Source organism: Streptomyces sp. NPDC001549 (genome assembly GCF_042894025.1).
Lineage (GTDB): Bacteria > Actinomycetota > Actinomycetes > Streptomycetales > Streptomycetaceae > Streptomyces > Streptomyces kutzneri.
In genome coordinates this window covers 117,328-134,485 of sequence record NZ_JBIAVJ010000004.1, presented here as the reverse complement: position 1 = coordinate 134,485, position 17,158 = coordinate 117,328, and the positions used below count along the sequence as shown (strand labels likewise).

Annotated in this window: 19 protein-coding genes and 1 pseudogene; 9 read left to right on the top strand and 11 right to left on the bottom strand. The window is 73.8% G+C overall.

Annotated elements, in window-relative coordinates:
• Positions 1-96: 96 nt before the first annotated feature.
• The 3 genes from surE (at position 97) to ACFY04_RS08440 (ending at position 3,574) form a co-directional block, all read left to right on the top strand.
• Complete coding sequence (gene surE / locus ACFY04_RS08450; protein ID WP_389115025.1) at positions 97-1,002, top strand: 5'/3'-nucleotidase SurE; 906 nt, start codon at positions 97-99, stop codon at positions 1,000-1,002.
• 151 nt (positions 1,003-1,153) lie between these two features.
• Positions 1,154-2,764: a carboxylesterase/lipase family protein gene (locus ACFY04_RS08445; protein WP_389115024.1), complete on the top strand. Its 1,611-nt coding sequence runs from the start codon at positions 1,154-1,156 to the stop codon at positions 2,762-2,764.
• Positions 2,765-2,836: 72 nt separating this feature from the next.
• Complete coding sequence (locus ACFY04_RS08440; protein ID WP_389115023.1) at positions 2,837-3,574, top strand: class I SAM-dependent methyltransferase; 738 nt, start codon at positions 2,837-2,839, stop codon at positions 3,572-3,574.
• A 55-nt stretch (positions 3,575-3,629) separates the two neighbouring features.
• Here the strand turns inward: ACFY04_RS08440 and ACFY04_RS08435 are convergent, their stop codons facing one another.
• The 3 genes from ACFY04_RS08435 to ACFY04_RS08425 all read right to left on the bottom strand — a co-directional run bounded on the left by ACFY04_RS08435 (position 3,630) and on the right by ACFY04_RS08425 (position 7,021).
• Positions 3,630-5,069, bottom strand: coding sequence for an amidase (locus ACFY04_RS08435; protein ID WP_389115021.1), 1,440 nt, complete (start codon positions 5,067-5,069; stop codon positions 3,630-3,632).
• A 127-nt stretch (positions 5,070-5,196) separates the two neighbouring features.
• Positions 5,197-5,784 (bottom strand): hypothetical protein, encoded by a 588-nt coding sequence (locus ACFY04_RS08430; protein WP_389115020.1) that lies wholly within the window; start codon positions 5,782-5,784, stop codon positions 5,197-5,199.
• Positions 5,785-5,935: 151 nt separating this feature from the next.
• The gene (locus ACFY04_RS08425; RefSeq protein ID WP_389115018.1) at positions 5,936-7,021 is read right to left on the bottom strand and encodes a DUF2330 domain-containing protein; all 1,086 of its coding nucleotides are present in this window, start codon (positions 7,019-7,021) and stop codon (positions 5,936-5,938) included.
• 86 nt (positions 7,022-7,107) lie between these two features.
• Between ACFY04_RS08425 and ACFY04_RS08420 the strand changes: the two genes are divergently transcribed.
• Positions 7,108-7,617: a hypothetical protein gene (locus tag ACFY04_RS08420; RefSeq protein ID WP_389115016.1), complete on the top strand. Its 510-nt coding sequence runs from the start codon at positions 7,108-7,110 to the stop codon at positions 7,615-7,617.
• 9 nt (positions 7,618-7,626) lie between these two features.
• Here the strand turns inward: ACFY04_RS08420 and ACFY04_RS08415 are convergent, their stop codons facing one another.
• The 5 genes from ACFY04_RS08415 to ACFY04_RS08395 are packed head-to-tail and all read right to left on the bottom strand — an operon-like array spanning position 7,627 to position 12,355.
• Positions 7,627-8,286, bottom strand: coding sequence for an HAD family hydrolase (locus ACFY04_RS08415; protein ID WP_389115014.1), 660 nt, complete (start codon positions 8,284-8,286; stop codon positions 7,627-7,629).
• The gene (locus ACFY04_RS08410) at positions 8,283-9,386 is read right to left on the bottom strand and encodes an ABC transporter ATP-binding protein (protein WP_389115013.1); all 1,104 of its coding nucleotides are present in this window, start codon (positions 9,384-9,386) and stop codon (positions 8,283-8,285) included. The genes ACFY04_RS08415 and ACFY04_RS08410 overlap by 4 nt, the downstream gene beginning before the upstream one ends.
• Positions 9,387-9,390: 4 nt before the next feature.
• Positions 9,391-10,323: an ABC transporter permease gene (locus tag ACFY04_RS08405; RefSeq protein WP_389115011.1), complete on the bottom strand. Its 933-nt coding sequence runs from the start codon at positions 10,321-10,323 to the stop codon at positions 9,391-9,393.
• Positions 10,311-11,201, bottom strand: a complete 891-nt coding sequence (locus ACFY04_RS08400; RefSeq protein WP_389115009.1) for an ABC transporter permease — start codon at positions 11,199-11,201, stop codon at positions 10,311-10,313. The genes ACFY04_RS08405 and ACFY04_RS08400 overlap by 13 nt, the downstream gene beginning before the upstream one ends.
• On the bottom strand, positions 11,201-12,355 hold the full coding sequence (locus ACFY04_RS08395; protein ID WP_389115007.1) for an ABC transporter substrate-binding protein: 1,155 nt from the start codon (positions 12,353-12,355) through the stop codon (positions 11,201-11,203). The genes ACFY04_RS08400 and ACFY04_RS08395 overlap by 1 nt, the downstream gene beginning before the upstream one ends.
• 233 nt (positions 12,356-12,588) lie before the next feature.
• Between ACFY04_RS08395 and ACFY04_RS08390 the strand changes: the two genes are divergently transcribed.
• Positions 12,589-13,347: a GntR family transcriptional regulator gene (locus ACFY04_RS08390; protein WP_389115005.1), complete on the top strand. Its 759-nt coding sequence runs from the start codon at positions 12,589-12,591 to the stop codon at positions 13,345-13,347.
• A 5-nt stretch (positions 13,348-13,352) separates the two neighbouring features.
• Here the strand turns inward: ACFY04_RS08390 and ACFY04_RS08385 are convergent, their stop codons facing one another.
• Positions 13,353-13,601 (bottom strand): hypothetical protein, encoded by a 249-nt coding sequence (locus ACFY04_RS08385; protein ID WP_389115002.1) that lies wholly within the window; start codon positions 13,599-13,601, stop codon positions 13,353-13,355.
• Positions 13,602-13,672: 71 nt separating this feature from the next.
• Here ACFY04_RS08385 and ACFY04_RS08380 point away from each other — a divergent pair, with 71 nt between their 5' ends.
• The 4 genes from ACFY04_RS08380 to ACFY04_RS08365 all read left to right on the top strand — a co-directional run bounded on the left by ACFY04_RS08380 (position 13,673) and on the right by ACFY04_RS08365 (position 15,366).
• Positions 13,673-14,047, top strand: a complete 375-nt coding sequence (locus tag ACFY04_RS08380) for a LysR family transcriptional regulator (RefSeq protein ID WP_389115000.1) — start codon at positions 13,673-13,675, stop codon at positions 14,045-14,047.
• On the top strand, positions 13,945-14,214 hold the full coding sequence (locus ACFY04_RS08375; RefSeq protein WP_389114998.1) for a LysR substrate-binding domain-containing protein: 270 nt from the start codon (positions 13,945-13,947) through the stop codon (positions 14,212-14,214). Before ACFY04_RS08380 ends, ACFY04_RS08375 begins: the two co-directional genes overlap by 103 nt.
• Positions 14,211-15,122, top strand: coding sequence for a hypothetical protein (locus tag ACFY04_RS08370; protein WP_389114997.1), 912 nt, complete (start codon positions 14,211-14,213; stop codon positions 15,120-15,122). The genes ACFY04_RS08375 and ACFY04_RS08370 overlap by 4 nt, the downstream gene beginning before the upstream one ends.
• Before the next feature lie 79 nt (positions 15,123-15,201).
• Positions 15,202-15,366, top strand: a complete 165-nt coding sequence (locus ACFY04_RS08365; protein WP_389114995.1) for a hypothetical protein — start codon at positions 15,202-15,204, stop codon at positions 15,364-15,366.
• Positions 15,367-15,392: 26 nt separating this feature from the next.
• On the opposite strand, the pseudogene ACFY04_RS08360 reads toward ACFY04_RS08365, so the two are convergent.
• Together ACFY04_RS08360 and ACFY04_RS08355 are read right to left on the bottom strand one after the other, a co-directional pair.
• A pseudogene (locus ACFY04_RS08360) lies at positions 15,393-16,126 on the bottom strand (response regulator).
• 74 nt (positions 16,127-16,200) lie between these two features.
• Positions 16,201-17,052, bottom strand: coding sequence for a sensor histidine kinase (locus ACFY04_RS08355; protein ID WP_389114994.1), 852 nt, complete (start codon positions 17,050-17,052; stop codon positions 16,201-16,203).
• Positions 17,053-17,158: the final 106 nt, after the last annotated feature.

The window sequence follows — 17,158 nt, the reverse complement described above, 5'->3', positions numbered from 1 at the left end:
CGTCCGCAGCTCCGGCGGGCGCACGCCGAGGGTCGTGCGCCCGCCGGTCCCCACCCCTGCTCACCCTCGACTCCCTCCCCTCCCAAGGAGCAACCTGTGAGACGCAAGCGAGTTCTGCCGCTGGCCGCGCTGCTGCTGTGCACGCCGGCCCTGGCCGGCACGGCCCCGGCGGCCGCCGCGCCGCAGACCGCGCCCGCCGGCCCGTTGCGGATCCTGCTCACGAACGACGACGGCTACAACGCCCCGGGCATCCGGAAGGCCTTCGAGCGGCTGACCGCCGCCGGGCACGACGTCACGATCGTCGCCCCGCTCACCAACCAGAGCGGTGCCGGCACGAAGATGTCGAACGCCCCGACGATCGCGGTGAAGCACCCCGAGCCGAAGGTCTGGGCCGTCGACGGCAGCCCGGGCGACTCCGTCTCCTTCGGGCTGGCCGAGGTCTTCGCCGGGGACGCCCCCGACCTGGTCGTCTCGGGCACCAACTTCGGCCCCAACGTCGCCGGTCTCGCCACCCACTCCGGTACGGTCGGCGGCGCCGTCGCCGGGCTGGAGCACGGCGTACCGTCCATCGCGCTGAGCACCGGGGGTGTCACCGCGCCCGACCCGGTCACCACGGTCAACGCGATGGGGCCGACGCTCGACTTCGCGGTCAAGCTGATCGACCGGCTGCGGACGCGGGCCCGGTCCGGGCCGCTGCTGCCCAAGGGCGTCGGCCTGAACGTCAACCACCCGGTGGTCGGCGCGGACGGCAAGGGAACGGCCGCGGGCGTGTCCTCGACCTTCCAGGATCCGCAGACCCTGCTCGAACCGGACTTCACCGACGCGGGCGACGGCACGTGGAAGGTGACCGTCAAGGTGGACCTGCGGCCCGCCGCCAAGGGCGGTGACGTCGAGGCCGTGACCGCCGCCCGGATCGCCGTCAGCCCGATGAACGCCGACTGGAACACCGGGCCGGCCGACCAGGCCGTGACCTCCGCACTGATCGCCGGGCTCCGCCCCTGACGGGTCCCGGCCGGGGCGGGGCCCGCACCCCGCTCCGCCCCGGCCGGACAGGGCCGGATCCACCCCCGGCACGGCACCGGACCACCCCGGCTCGACACCGGACCACCCCGGCACGACATCGGCACGCACCGGAGACATTCCAGGAGGACGGATGAAGAGGCCCGGGAAACGGCTGCCCTCGGCAAGGTCCCTGCTCGGTACCGCACTTGCCCTGGTGGCGCTGCTCGCCTCCGCACCACCCGCGGCGACGGCGGCGTCGCCGTCCGGCGGATCACCGCACCCGGTGGTCACCGTCGCGCAGGGCGTCCTGCGCGGCCAGTCCCGCGACGGCGCGCAGGAGTTCCTCGGCGTCCCCTACGCCGCTCCCCCGGTCGGGGACGCACGGCTGCGGGCCCCCGTGCCCGCGCCCCGGTGGCAGGGGGTGCGGGAGGCCACCCGGCAGTCCCCCGCGTGCCTGCAGTTCTCGCCCTTCGGCCTGAGCGATCCGGCGGCCGTCAGCGAGGACTGCCTGTACCTGGACGTGTACCGGCCCCGGACCGCCCGCCCCGGAGCCCGGCTCCCGGTGGTCGTCTGGATGCACGGGGGTGCGTACAGCCAGGGAACGGGAACCCAGTTCGGCGGGCGGACCATGGCCGACCTCACGCAGAGCGTGGTGGTCAGCATCAACTACCGGCTGGGGCAGCTCGGCTATCTCGCACTGCCCGAGCTCGGCCGGGAGAACTCCCTGCGCTCCGGGTCCTTCGGGCTGATGGACCAGCTCGCGGCGCTGCGCTGGACCCGGGAGAACATCGGCGCGTTCGGCGGGAATCCGGGCAGCGTCACGATCTCCGGGCAGTCGGCGGGCAGCGGTTCCGTCTGCGCGCTGCTGGCCGCCCCGCCGGCCGCCGGCCTGTTCCACCGGGCCGTGCTGCAGAGCGGCCCGTGCACACTGCTGGGTACGCCGGACAGCGCGGACGCCGAGACACAGGCGCGGTCCTTCGCCGCGCGGGCGGGCTGCACCGCTTCCGCCGAGGTCGCCGCGTGCCTGCGCGCCGCCTCCGGGGCGGCGCTGGTCGAGGCGGCCCGTACGCTGCCCACGCGGGGCCCGGCCTCCGGTGACGGGCTGCTTCCGGTCGCTCCCGCGCAGGCCATCGGGAGCGGTGCGTGGAACAAGGTGCCGGTGCTGATCGGGAGCACCCGCTCCGAGGCCCGCTTCTTCGTCGCCCTGACGCAGCCGTACCTGACCGCCGAGCAGTACACGGCGCAGATCCTGGCGGGTCACGGGGCGGCCGGGCCCGAGGTGCTCGCACGCTATCCGGTGGCGAAGTACGGCTCGCCGTATCTGGCGCTGTCCGCGGTCATGACGGACTCGACCTTCGCGTGCCACACCGCGTGGACGGCGCAGCTGTTCGCGGCCCAGGTGCCGACGTACGTCTACGAGTTCGACGACCCGCTGTCGCCGACGCTGGCGGGCGCGCAGGTGCCGGGCCTGGACGAGTCGAACGCGCACAGTGCGGAGCTGGCCTACCTGCACGACTTCACGATGGGCGAGCGCCCGCTGACGCCGGTGCAGGTCGCGCTCGGGAACCGGATGAAGCGCTACTGGGCGGGGTTCGCCCGCTTCGGCGCCCCTGTGGTGGCGGGTCAGACCCCGTGGCCGCCGGCCGGTGCCGGAGCCGGCACGGTGCTCACCCTGGACCCGGCGGCAACGCGGACGGCCACGTCGTTCGGGGCGGAGCACAGTTGCGCGTTCTGGCGGACGCAGCCTCCCCGGCCGCTCTGACATCCCGCCCCCGATCCCGACCCGACCGACCGGTCGGGAAGTAGAATTGGATCATCGGGAGAGGGGGACCGGATGGACCGGAACATCCGCACGGTCGAGGACGTACTGAAGCTGCTGGACGGCCTTTTCGCACCGGAGGCCGACCGGTGGACGGACGACGGGGCGTCCTGGTGGGACGGTTTCTACGCGGACCGCTCCAAGCCGGTCCCGTTCTTCGTGCCGAAGCCGGACGAGAACCTGGTCGCGTACCTCGAAGGCGGCCTGATCGCCCCGGGCCGCGCCCTCGACCTGGGCTGCGGTCCGGGCCGCAACGCGCTGTACCTCGCCTCCCTGGGCTTCGAGGTGGATGCCGTCGATCTGTCGCCGGCGGCCATCGCCTGGGGCGAGGAGCGGGCCCGGGAGGCGGGGGCCCGGATCAGGTTCCACCGCGGGAACGCCTTCGACCTCGCCGCGACCACGCTGAGCGGCCCGTACGACCTGATCTACGACTCGGGCTGCTTCCACCACCTGCCGCCCCACCGCCGCATCAGCTACCTCGCCCTCCTCGAACGGTCCCTCGCGCCCGGCGGCCATCTCGCGCTCACCTGCTTCGCGGCCGGCGCGATGGGATCCGAGATCCCCGACGAGGAGTTCTACCGCGAGGCGGGCCTCCAGGGTGGACTCGCCTACACCCCGGAGTCCCTGCGGGCGATCTTCAGCGACCTGACCGAGGTCGAACTGCGCCGGATGCGGGACGAGCCCGCCGAGTCCCCGCTCTTCGGCGAGCCCTTCCTCTGGACGGCCCTGCTCCGCCGCCCCACCGGGTCATAGCCCCGAGGGCGGACGGGGACGGCGGCGGACGGCCGCGGACGGCCGACGGCTTCCGTCAGGCGGACGGCGGCCGGGGGCGTCGCTGCGCCCACGGCCGGACCTCCTCCAGTTGCGCCGCGACGCGCAGGAGGGTCACCTCGTCGTCCCGGCGGCCCACCAGTTGCACGGCGAGCGGCAGACCGTCCTCGCCGAGGCCCGCCGGGACGGAGGCGGCCGGGTGCCCTGTGACGTTCCACAGTGCGGTGTAGGCGACCATCGGGCGTGAGCGCGCCAGCGCCGTCAGCAGCCCGGCACCGTCCAGCGCGCCCACCGGGCGCGGGCGCTCGGCGACGACCGGGGTCAGCAGCAGGTCCATGGTGGTGAACATGCGGTCGGCGCGCTCCGCCAGCCGCTCCCCCGCCCGGATCCCGCGCTCCACGGCGGACCCGGGGACGAGCCGGGCGAGCGCGAGGGTCTGCCGGGTGCGCCGTTCCAGCAGGTCGGGACGCTCGACGGCGTCGGCCTCGGCCCGCACTCCACCGCAGAACTGCGCGGCGAACGGGGCCGTCGCGTCGGGGTAGCGGGGGTCGACCTCCCGTACGTCGTGGCCCAGTTCGCGCAGCGCCCGTACGGACTCCAGCACGGCACCGACGTGTTCCGGATGCGGGCGCACCGCGGGCACGGCCGGTTTGACCGAATAGCCGATGCGCAGCCGGCCGGGCGGGGTCTCCAGGGCCTCCACCCAGCTGGTGGTCGCGGGGCGGGCGCTCCAGCGGTCGGTGGGGGTGGTGCCGGCGAGCACGTCGTAGAGCAGCGCGGCATCGCCCACGCTGCGGGTCAGCGGCCCCACGGTGCCCAGCGCGTACCAGAGGTGCGGGTTCGGGGCGGTGGAGACCCGGCCGCGCTGGGGTTTGAGGCCGAACAGACCGCAGCAGGCGGCCGGGATGCGGATGGATCCGCCGCCGTCGCCGCCGAGGGCCGCCCCGACCAGTCCGGCCGCGACGGCGGCGGCGCTGCCGCCGCTGGAGCCGCCGGGGGTGCGGGTGGTGTCCCAGGGGTTGCGGGTGTGACCGTGGGCGGCGGATTCGGTGAAGGGCCACTGGCCGAACTCGGGCATCGTCGTCTTGCCGATGACGACGGCTCCGGCGGCGCGCAGGCGGCGTACCGCTTCGGAATCGGCGGTGACGGGGGTCCGGTTGGCGGAGCCGCCGAAGGTGGTGACCTGACCCGCGACGTCCAGTTCGTCCTTGACGGCGACGGGGACACCGTGGAGCGGACCGGTCGGCTCCGCCGCGTCACGGGCATCGGCCTCGGCGAGGGCCTGCTCGGCGAGGACGACGCGGAAGGCTCCGAGGGTGGCATCGGTCCGGGCGATGCGGCGCAGCGCGGCCTCGACGAGGGCGCGTGAGGTGGTCTTGCCGGTGCGCACCAGCTCGGCCTGGCGTGCGACCCCCTGGAATATCAACTCCACGTCGTCCCGGTCCTGTTCGTCCCGTCGTACGCCGTCTTCTGCCACGGACACCACCCTTTTCCCCTTACCTCTCGGTAACTCCGGTGCAAGGCTGGTGTCCCGGCGCTCGCGCGTCAACCCCGGCAGGGGTGGCGGCGGCGGGCAGGCGGATCAGGTGTGCCGGGCGGCGCACCTACAGGGGGTAGCCGTCGGGGATCTTCCCGCAGGGGGCGTAGGTGCGAACGGCGAGCGTCCCGGTGTTTTTGTACCAGTCCACATGGACCTGGTCGCCGGTGTCCTGGTTCTCGTATCGAAAGCCCCTGTCGGAGATGTTCTGACTGATGAGCTTCCAGCCCTGCTGCGAGAGCCGGGAGCGGACGCGCTCCTGAGCGGTGCGGGCGGTGTCCTCCGGAATGCCGGTGGTCTCCCGTTCGACGCTGAAGCTGCGGACGTCCGGGCGGGCTTGGTCGATGTGGGCGACGGAGCGCAGTCCCCGGTAGTAACAGGCGTCCGTCTCCATCCGGTCGGGCGGCGAGCCGGGCCGGACGGGCAGGGCCAGATCGTTCTCGACGCGCTCGGCCTCCGCGCCGAGCCGTGTGGCGACGGCATGGGGATCGACCTCGGGGTACGGTGCGCCGTTCCACAAGCGGTACGCGCCCCAGCCGGCGAGGAGGCAGCACATGACACCCCCGAGCGCCAGCGCCACGAGGACGGGACGAGAACGCGGGCGGCGGCTCGGGCGCGCCGGCGCGGCTGGGGAGACGGACCAAACGGAAGGCATGGTCAGAGCGTAGGGGGACGGGTTGTGCGGCATATCGGGACGGGTACTCAGGTCGGCGTGAGTACCCGCCGCATCCGTCCGCCGCATCCGTCCGACGTGACCGGGCCAGGGCCGGGGCCGGGGCCGGAGCGCGGGGGTGACGTCGTCCGGGTCAGGACGCCGCGGCCGGGCCCGGGCGGCGGCCGCGGATGCGGAGCACCGCGACGGACGAAGCGGTCAGTGCCGCCACGACGGCCGCCAGCGTCAGGAGCCAGACCGGGACGCCGCCCACCGTGAGCAGCTCGTCGTGGTAGATCGCCCTGCGGTACGGGGTGTCCTTGGCGGTGGCGCGCAGTTCGTGGTCGGCGTCGATGCGGCTCGGCACGGGGAACCGCTGGTCGATGGCGGTGAGGAAGACGGGCTCGGCTCCCGCCAGTTCGGCGAGCGGGCCGGTCCCGGGGTGGATGGTCCCCGCGAAGGTCACCTCGGGTGCGGAGCCGCCGATCGGGGAGGCGGGCTCCATGCGGTGGTCGGCGAGTACGTACAGGCCGAGGGACTGTGGTGTCTTCGCCATCCGGGAGAGCCGCATCGGGTAGACGAGCCGGTCGCTGTCGAAGCGGATCCTCAGCGGGTCCAGGTCGCCGCGCAGCGGTTTGTCCCCCGCGCGCGGGGCGAGCCGTACCGCCACGTACTCCCAGTGCTGGTCCACGTACGGCTTGACCTCGGTGGCGAGGCGGTCGGGGAGCTTGAAGCCGTTGCTCTCCAGCCAGTTCTTCAGGGCGTCCGGGTCGGTGGCGGTGAGCCGCGCCACGTCGAAGTCACCGAGCTGCTCGCGGCCGACGACACCGACCGGTGGCGCCGCGGCGCCGGGCGCCGGGGCCCCGGCGCTGTCCCGCATGCTCGTGGAGAAGGGCCAGTCGCGGTCGCGCGGCCAGAAGTAGCCACGTGTCTTGCGCTCGGGCCGGGTGAGCCGGCCCAGCTCGTCGAACATCGTGCCGTCGCCCAGCTCCACCGTGGCCCGGCCCGGTACCGGCATGATCCAGGCGGCCCGGTGGGCGTCCCCGCCGACGGTGAACCGCATCACGATCTGCTCCGTGCGGCCGTCCCAGCGCACGACGGAGGTCTCCCGGTCGACGCCGATCCGGGACTGGCCGTCGGGAATCATGGCCCCGCACCCGCATGCGTAGGCGGGGTTGACCAGTGCGCCCAGCTGGGTCGCGAGCAGGGCGAGCAGCAGTGCCGCAATTCTTCGTTTCATCCTCACGGGGTCTGTGACGAAGGCCCCTGTGATCCGGTTCCGACCCCCCTCGCCGACGACTCCGACCTGGCCTCATACTGTGCCCCATGACGGGGAGCGAGAAGCGGCAGCAGGCTCTGCTGCGCCGGTCCGCGGTGCTGCGCAGCCCGCTGGTTCCGGATGCCGTGGTGCTGGAGATCGCGCGGCACGACTGGGAGTCCATCGAGTGCGGCTGCGGCCGCTCGGCGGGCCATCTGGTGGACGCGGTGCGGGATGCCGCCGAGGGGCATCCTTCCGCGTTCCACGCGCTGGAGGGGCATGTCTTCTTCGCTGAGAACCTGAAGCCGCCCGCCCCGGCGGTGTGCGGTGTCCTGATGGCCGTGTGGGCCGCGCACCCGCCCCGGCGGGCGACCCGCGAGGCCCTGTTGTGGACCCTGCTGGCCCTGCTGTGCACGGTGGACGACGGCGGCACCCACGAGGCCGGACTGCACGGGCAGTGCGCCGCCTTCATCCGTACGGGTATCGACGGCTTCCGCCGTGAGATCGCCGCCGACCCGGGCTCCGGGAGCGCCGCCTACGCGGAGGGCATCCTGGACATCCTCGGCCTGCCGGCCTGAGTCCGGGGGTCAGCCTGCCGCCGTCAGGCAGCGCCGCAGCCGTGCCACGGTGATCTCCTCCAGGGACTCGGCGAAGGTCCGCGGCGGTGACGCCGGGACCGCCAGCAGGGACGGGACCACCAGGACCGCGCAGCCGGCGGCCTCCGCGGAGGCGGCACCGTCCGGCGAGTCCTCCACCGCGACGCAGGCCCGCGGTGCGAGGCCGAGACGCCCGGCGGCCTCCCGGTAGGGGTCCGGATGCGGCTTCGTGCGGGCGGTGTCGTCGGCGGACAGGGTGAAGGCGAAGGGGACATGGGCCAGGGAGCCCCCGACCACCGAGTCGACGACGACCCGCGGTGACGCGCTGACCAGGGCGAAGGGCACGCCCTCCGCCTCCAGCGCGGTCAGCAGCCGCTGGGCGCCGGGCCGCATCGGCGCCCCGGCCTCCACCCCGCGGAAGAAGCTCTCGGTGAGCGCCGCCGCCACCTCGGCCGGGTCTCCCCCTCCCGAGACCCGTACGAGGTGGGTGGCGGTGTCCTCCACCGCGCGGCCGACGACTTCCGGCGCGTCCGCGCCGGTGAGCCGGTGGCCGAGGCCGCCCGCTATCTCCTCGGTGGTGCGCCACCACAGCACCTCGGTGTCGACGAGGGTGCCGTCCATGTCGAACAGGACCGCGGCGAGGGCGCTCACGCGGACCCGGCCACGACGAGCACGGGCCGTTCGGCCAGTCCCACGGCGGCGCGCGCTCCCGGCACCAGGGGTCCGGCGTCCCGCGAGGGCAGGTCGGCCTTGACGGTCACCCCGCCCTGCAGTTCCAGGTGGAGCCGGGTCACGGAGCCGAAGAAGGAGGCGGAGACCACGGTGGCCGTGCCCTCGGCGTCGGCGGTGACGGTGACGTTCTCGGGGCGTACGAGGACCTGCACCTGGGGCGTCGTGGGAACCGGGCCGTCGACGGGCAGGCGGGCTCCCGCCACCTCCACCAGTCCGGCGTCGGTGAGCCGGCCGGGCAGCCGGTTCATGGTGCCGACGAACTCGGCGACGAAGGGGGTGGCCGGGCGGTCGTACAGCTCGGCGGGGGCGGCGCACTGCTCCAGCTTCCCGGCGTTCAGGACGGCGACCCGGTCGGCCATCGACAGGGCTTCCTCCTGGTCGTGGGTGACGAAGACGGTGGTGATGCCGAGGGAGAGCTGCAGGCGGCGGATCTCCTCGCGCAGGTTCGCCCGTACCTTGGCGTCGAGCGCGGAGAGCGGCTCGTCGAGCAGGAGTACGCGCGGGCGCAGGGCGAGGGCGCGGGCGAGTGCGACGCGCTGCTGCTGGCCGCCGGACATCTGGTGCGGGTAGCGGTCGCCGTGGTCGGGCAGGCCCACCAGGTCGAGGAGTTCGGCGGCGCGTTCGCGGCGCTCGGCCGCGCCGACCTTGCGTACCCGCAGGCCGAAGGCCACGTTGTCGCGGGCGCTCAGGTTCGGGAAGAGGCTGTAGGACTGGAAGACCATCCCGGCGTCGCGGCGGTTGGCCGGGACCCGGGTGATGTCCTGTCCGTCGACGAGGACCTCGCCGGAGTCGGGCTGCTCGAAACCGGCGACGACGCGCAGGGCGGTGGTCTTCCCGCAGCCGGACGGGCCGAGCAGGGCGAGGAGTTCACCGGGTTCGACGGTGAGGTCGAGCCCGTCGAGGGCGACGGTGGACCCGAACGCCCTGCGCAGGCCGCGGAACTCGACGCGCGCGCCCGCGGGCCGGTCGGAGTCCGCCGGCGTCCTGGCCGCGGGAAGGGTGGTGGGCGTGGTGGACATGGGCTCAGGACTCCTTGCGGGAGGTGGTGGCGGGTGCGGCCTCGGCCGTGGAGGGGGTGGTCCCGGCCCGGGAGAGGGCGATCAGCAGCAGCCAGGTGATCAGGAGGCTGAGGATGGAGACGGCCACCGACATCCGGGCCTGCGCTCCGGAGATCGAGACGATCCACACGGCGAAGGGCTGGAACCCGAGGAGGGAGGCGATGGTGAACTCGCCGAGCACCAGGGCCAGGGTGAGGAAGGCGGCGCCGGCGAGCGAGGCCCGCAGGTTGGGCAGCAGCACGCGCAGGACGACGTACGGCCAGCTCGCGCCGCAGCTGCGGGCCGCCTCGACCAGGGTCGGTACGTCGACGGCGCGCAGGCCCGCGTCGAGCGAGCGGTAGACGAAGGGGAGCGCCAGGACCGTGTAGGCGAGGACCAGGACGACGGGGAACTTCTCGTTCTGGACGGCGATGAAGGCCTGGTAGAGCGGGGTCCGTGACAGGTGTTCCGGTCCCCAGCGCAGCACGGTGGTGATTCCGGTGACCAGCGCGATCGGCGGCACCACCAGCGGCAGCATGCACATGACCTCGACGACCGGGCGCAGTCGCGGGGAGCCGATGCGTACGGCCACCAGCGCGGGTACGGCGAGCAGCAGCGACAGTGCGATGGTCGCGGCGGCGAGGCCGAGGGAGAGCAGCAGGCTCTCGGTGAAGCCGTCGGCGGAGAGCAGTTCGGTGTACGCCTCGAAGGTGATGCCCTGGCCGGGCACGTGCACGGTGAAGACGAACGAGGCGACGAGCGGGACGAGGAAGTAGGCGCCGGCGAGGGCGAGGACGGCTCCGCGCCAGATCCTGGGGCGGGGCCGGCGGGCCGGGGTCCGTGCCGGGGCCCCGGTCTGCGGTTCCCCGGTGTCCCGGGCACTGTCGGAGTACCGGGTGGTCGGGGTCATCGCAGCCATCGGGCGCTCCGTCGCTGGAGGGGCAGGTAGACCGCCATGACCAGGCCGGCGATCAGGATCATGTCGAGGCCGAGGGCGAGCGCCACGTTCTCCTGGCCCGTGAGCACGTTCCCGGACAGCGCGTCCGCGATCTTGAGCGTGACCAGCGGTACGGAGCCGCCGACGAGGGCCGCGGCCGTGGCGTGGGCGGCGAAGGCGGTCCCGAAGAGCAGCACGAACCCGCCGAGCAGGGAGGGCGCGAGGACGGGCAGGCCGACATGGCGCCAGAACTGCCGTCCGGTGGCTCCGCTGCTCTGGGCGGCCTCGCGCCACTGCGGGCGCAGTCCGTCCAGTGCGGGGGCGATCACCAGCACCATCAGGGGGATCAGGAAGTACAGGTAGACCACCGTGAGGCCGGTGAAGGAGTACAGGTTCCAGCCGAGGCCGGTGAGGTCGGCGAGCCGGGTGACGACGCCGGAGATCCCGACGGTGGCGATGAAGGCGAACGCCAGCGGTACGCCGCCGAAGTTGGCGAGCACCCCGGAGGCGGTCAGCGCGGCGCTGCGCAGGCCCGCGGAGCGGGAGGTGACCACGGCTTGGGCGATCACCACGCCCAGGACGCCGCCGACGAGGGCGGTGAGGGCGGAGAGCTGGACGCTGCCGATGAGGGAGCCGAGGTAGGGGCCCTGGAGGGAGCGCGCGAGGTGCTCACCGGTCACCCGGGTGGCGCCGCTCGCCGGGTCGGTGCGGGTGACCGCGCCGTAGGCCATGGCGCCGAGCGGGATGCCGAAGCAGAGCCCGGTGAAGGTGAGCAGCGGGAGGGTAGCGAGCCAGGTGCGCGGGCCGCGCCGCCGGCGGCGGGTGCCGCCGGCGGCGCGGGGGTCGGTGGTGGAGGACATCAGGAGAGGGCCTTGTCCCACTTCTCGGCGAGGGTGGCCTTGGCCTTGTCGAGCTCCTCGGAGGCGGGGAAGGCCGGGGTGCCCTGGACCTGCGGGAGCTTGGCGACGGCGGCCTTGTCGGCGGTGCCGTCCTGGCTCATGCCGGGGAGCAGGACCGGGCGGGCGTATCCCTTCAGCCAGAGGTTCTGGCCCTCGGCGCTGTAGAGGAATTCCAGCCACAGGCGGGCGGCCGCCGGGTTCGGGGCCTCCTTGTTGATGGCCTGCGAGTAGTACTGGGCGTAGACGCCGTCGGTGGGGACGGCGACCTTCCAGTCGACGCCCTTGCCCTTGAACTGGTCGGCGTAGCCGGCGTTCAGGTAGTCCCAGTCGATGGAGATGGGCGTCTCGCCCTTCTCGACGGTGGCCGGGGTGGACTCGACCGGGATGAAGTTCCCGCTCTTCTTCAGCTGCCCGAAGAAGTCGATGCCGGGCTGGATGTCGGCGAAGGAGCCCTTGTTGGCGAGGGCGGCCGCGTAGACGCCGCCGAAGGCCGAGCCGGACTTGGTGGGGTTGCCGTTGAGGGCGACCTTGCCCTTGTACTCGGGCTTGAGGAGATCGGCGAAGGTCTGCGGGCAGGTGGGGATGCGGGCGGCGTCGCAGCCGATGGAGACGTAGCCGCCGTAGTCGTTGGTCCAGCGGCCGTCCGCGTCCTTCTGGGCGGCGGGGATCTTGTCCCAGGCGGTGACCTTGTACGGGGCGAAGAGGTTCTCGGCCGCGCCGCTGCGGGCGAAGGCGATCCCGAGGTCCAGGACGTCGGGGGCGCGCTTCTGGCCCTTGCGGGACTTGACGGCGGCGATCTCGTCGGAGCTGGAGGCGTCCGGGTTCTCGCTGTTCACCTTGATCTTGTACTTGGCCTCGAAGGCCTTGATGATCTCGCCGTAGTTCGCCCAGTCCGGCGGCAGCGCGATCACGTTGAGCTCGCCCTCCTTCTGCGCGGCGGCGGCGAGGGCCTCCAAGGAGCCGAAGTCGGCGACCGAGGTCGCGGCGCCCGGCTGCACGCCGTTCTTGGCGCCGCCGGACTTCTGGTCGGGGGCGGCACCACACGCGCTGAGCGTGGTGAGTACGGCGGCGCTGAGCAGAACGGCCGCACCGCGACGGGCGGAGGAACTGAGCACGGTCTCTCCCGGAGACGAAGGTGGGTTCACTTGTCTGAACAAGTTGGCTCCAGTTCGCCCGGGCCCGCTGTACGGACGGTGAACGGCGCCTGTCCCCGGGAGCACAGCTCGAAGAAGAGAGAAGAATGACCGGAAGGAGCCGTGACAGAACCTGTTGCAATGATCATGGGAGACCGGTGCACGGCGATTCCGGCACGGCACCGCCGGCACACGGCGATCAGGGGGCGAAGGGCATGAGTACGAGCGCGGGCACGGCCAGGTACCTGGAGATCGCCGAGGCGCTGCGGCGGGAGATCCTCTCGGGCGGACTCCCGGTGGGGGCGCACCTGCCCTCGGAGAGCGACCTGGCGGCGCGCTGGTCCGCATCGCGCGGGACGGTCCGCCAGGCGGTCGCCACCCTCGCCGCGGAGGGGCTGATCGGCTCCCGCCAGGGCGCGCGGCGCATCGTCCTGCGCCGGGAACGCCGGCACAGCTTCGGCGAGCTGAACAGCTTCGCCCAGTGGGCCGAGGGGCTCGGGCACCGGGCCGCCAGCCGCTTCCTGTCCCGCACCCGCAGGCCCGCCACGGCCGAGGAGGCGGACCGGCTCGCGCTGGCCCCCGGTACGGAGGTCCTGGCCGTACTGCGGCTGCGGCTGCTCGACGGGGAGCCCACCATGGTGGAGCGGACCGCCTACGCCGACTGGGTGGCGGCGGCGGTCGAGGCACTGCCGGTGGACTGCCGCTCCGTCATGGACAGCCTGGCCGAGGGTTCGGGGGTCACCGCCCACTACGGCGAGCACCTCATCGACGCGCTTCCGGCCGGCAGCGAGGACGCCCGGCTGCTGGAGATCCGGCGCGGCAGCCCGCTGCTGCGCCAGCGGCACGTCTCCGCGACGGCCACCGGCCGCCCGATCGAGTGGTCCGACGACCGTTACCGGGCCGGCAGCGTGACCTTCAGTGTGAGCAACTCATCGGTAGCAACTCCCTTGGAGCGGCGCGTCGGAGACCAGTGACGGCGTCAGCCGTCGGCGCACGGGGTCTCGGCGATGGCCCGGGCAGCCAGTCGGCGACGTGACCGAAGCCGCGGGCCCGGTGCCACCCGCAGCGCTTCCTCGTCGTCGCGGTCGGCGACGAGACGGCCTACGCCGGGCGGCGGTGCGCCGGAGCCCCGGTTGAGGACGGTCACCGCGTCGCCCGCCCCACGCGCCCGGGTGACCGGGGTCTTTCCGAAGTACCGGCTGCCGCCGATGACAAGAATCCGCTTCATGCGTTCGACCCTGCCGTTGTATCGTCCCCAGCGGTACTGACCAGCCACTGAACGTGTCGTAAGGAAAACTGATGATCGATGTGCAGCGGCTGCGCGTCCTTCGGGCGGTGGCCGAGCACGGCAGCTTCAACCGGGCGGCCGGTGCCCTGCTGTTGACCCCCTCGGCCGTCTCGCAGCACATCGCGGCGCTGGAGCGCACGGTCGGCCACCCCGTGGCGGTGCGCAGCACGCGCGGGGTCACCCTCACCGAGCCCGGCCGGCTGCTGGTGGAGGCCGCCGAGTCGATCTCAAGACGGAGGCTTTCCTGCGCCGGTACGCGGAGCTCGCCGGTTTCGACCTGCGGGTGGCGGCCTCCACCACCGACTACTTCTTCGCGCAGACCCTGGCCGCGGCCGGGGTCGGGGTCTCCCTGGTCCCGCACGTCTCGCTCTCCGCGACCTCTGTGACACGGGAGTTGACCGTGGTCCGCGTGGAACCCCCGCGTCCCGCCCGGCACATCGGGCTGGTCCTCCCCCGGCGGCGGCGCCCGCAGCCCTGCACGCAGGCGCTGGCCGCCGCCCTGACCGCTGCTGCCGCCACCGCGGCGGACCCACCGGCCGGAGAGGGCCCGTGAACCACCTCCTGTGCGGACTGGCCGCCAATCCGGCGCTGCCGCCCGAACTGGTCGACCGGCTGCTGGCGTTCGCACTGAAGGAGGCGGGGACCGAGCCCGAGCGGGACTTCGCCGACGAACTGCTCCACGACCTGGCCGGCCGTACCGATCTGCGCCGTGACCAGGTGCGGGCGCTCGCCGCCTACGAGGAGGGCACGGCCGTGTCACTCGCCTACCGCGGGACGCTCACCGCCGCCGACGTGGATCCCGCGTCCACGCCGTACGCGGCCGTCGCCCTGATCGACGAGGGCCGCGGGCACCCCGAGTGGTCCCGCCTCCTCGCCGCGCACCCGGACTCCAGGGTCCGCTGGAAGCTGGCTTCCTGTCCCGGCCTGCCGCCCGATGTCGTGGACCTGCTCGCCGCCGACCCGGATGTGGAGGTCGTGGAGGAAGTGGCCCTCTGGACGGCCTCACCCGTGACCGCCCGCCTCGCCCTCCACCCGGATCCCGAAGTCCGCTTCGCGGCGGCGTCCAACCCCGCCACCCCGCTCGAAGCCGTCCTCGCCCTGGCCGAGGACCCCGGACTGACCCTGAACTGGGCGCTCTCCGAGCGCACCGATCTGCCGCAGACGCTCTACGCCCGGCACGCCGCCGACCCGCTGCCCGGGGTCCGGGCCGCGTACGCGCGCAACCCCGGGATCGGCCAGGAGCTGATCCGCGTACTGGCCGCCGATCCGGAGAACCAGGTACGGCGCATCTGCGCGACGCGCTGGCGGCCGATCCCGATGCGGCCGTGGTCAGGGCTGTCGCACCGCACCCGGGCCTGTCCGAGGAGCTGCTGCGCGCCGTGGTCGCGCGGCACGGGGTGCAGGTCCTCGCCTCGGTGGCCGCCAACCCGGACGCGTCCGGTCCGCTGCTGGAGTACCTGACGCAGCATCGACCGGGTGTGCGGAGGGTGCTCAAGGAGGTCGCCAAGCACCCCCACGCGACCGGCCCGGCCTTGCTCGCGTGCCTGGCGGACCGGACGGCCCGGCGCCGCTGGCCGCCGCCCACCCGGCGCTGGCGCCCGAGGTCGTCACCGGGCTGCTCGCCGACGAGGACCGGCGGGTGGCGGAGGAGGCGGCGGGCAACCCCTCGCTGCCGCGCGCCGTGATGCTGGAGCTGGTGCCCTGACAGGCCGCGGCGATCCGCGCGGCTCCTCACCCCGCGGGCTCCGGACGATGTGCTGAACGCGAAGCGGTGACCGAGCCGGGGGTCACCAGGCCCGTCTCGTAGGCGAGGACCACGGCCTGGGCCCGGTCGCGCAGCGACAACTTCGCGAAGATGCGGGCCACATGGGTCTTCACCGTGGCCTCGCTCAGCGTCAGCTCCCGCGCCAGTTCGGCGTTCGAGCGGCCGTGGCCATCAGAGTCAGCACCTCGCGTTCGCGCGGGGTCAGCGCGGCCAGCTCCTGGTGGACGGCGGCCGCAGCGGCGGGGTCCGCGGCGGCCGCGCCCGGGCCGCAGCGCTCCACCAGGCGACGGGTGATCGACGGGGCGAGCAGCGCGTCACCGGTGCTGACCAGACGGACGGCGGCGGCGAGGTGCGCGGGGGTCACGTCCTTGAGCAGGAAGCCGCTGGCCCCGGCGGCGAGGGCGGCGTACACGTACTGATCGAGGTCGAAGGTGGTCAGCATGATCACCCGACAGTACGGGGCTTCGGCGAGGATGCGCCGGGCGGCCTCCAGGCCGTCCATGTTCGGCATCCGGATGTCCAGGAGGACGACGTCGGGGCGCAGTCGGCGCACCGCCGCGACCGCCTCCGCGCCGTCCGCGGCCACGCCGACCACGTCGATCCCGCGGGCGGTCAGGATCAGCCGGAAGCCGGTGCGGACCAGGTCCTGGTCGTCGGCGATCACCACGCGGGGCGCAGGCGCGGCGGACGCGTCCGGCATGGCCGCCACGTCCGGCATGGCGGGTACGTCCGGCACGGCAGGTACGTCCGGCACGGCAGGTACGTCCGGCGTGGTCACGGCCGCTCCAGCGGCAGCCGGGCGCGCACCCGGTAGCCGCCGCCCAGGCGGCGGCGGGCGTCGAGGTCGCCTCCGTAGACGGCGACGCGCTCGCGCAGGCCGAGCAGTCCGCGCCCGGTGCCCTCGGCCTTCGGCCCGGCCCGGCCGCCGGCCGGTCCCGGCCCGGGCACGTCTCCCGTCAGCACACTGGGTCCCCCGCCCAGCACCTCCACGCGCAGCGCGTGCTCCTGGTACCGCACGGTCACCTCGGTCCTGCCTCCGTCCCCGTGTTTGAGCGCGTTCGTGAGCGCCTCCTGGATGATCCGGTACGCCGTGACGTCGATCCCCGCCGGGAGCGGGCGCGGTTCCCCGGATATCCGTACGTCCACCCGCAGCCCGGCGAAGGCGAACCTGTCGATCAGCGGGCTCAGCCGGGCGAGGGTCGGCTGCGGCGCCAGCCGGGTGGCGGCCGAGGCCTCGTACGGTTCGTCCGCGCCGTCCTGGGCGGGGGCGAGCAGGCCCAGCAGGTGCCGCAGTTCGGTCATCGTGTTCCGCCCGGCCCGCTCCACGGCGCCCATCGCCGCCGCGGCCTCCTCGGGCAGGGTGGCGAGCACCTCGCGGGCGGCTCCGGCCTGGACCACCATCAGGCTCACGTTGTGGCTGACGATGTCGTGGAGCTCCGCCGCGATCCTGGCCCGTTCGGCGTCGACGGCGCTGCGGGCCGCGCCCTCCCGCTCCCGCTCCAGCAGCCAGCCGCGCTCCTCCAGCGCCACGCGGTGGCCGCGCCGCGCTCGCAGCAGAGCCACGCCGAGCGCGCCGGCCACGGCCGTCGGCACGCAGGCCGCGACCACTGCGATGACCAACCCCACCCCGAACTCCCCCGCCCCGTAAGCCTGGACGCCATTGTGCCGGACGGCCGGCATACATCCCCAGGATGACCTGCCCGCACGGTTACATCCGGGGGCCGACGCCCCG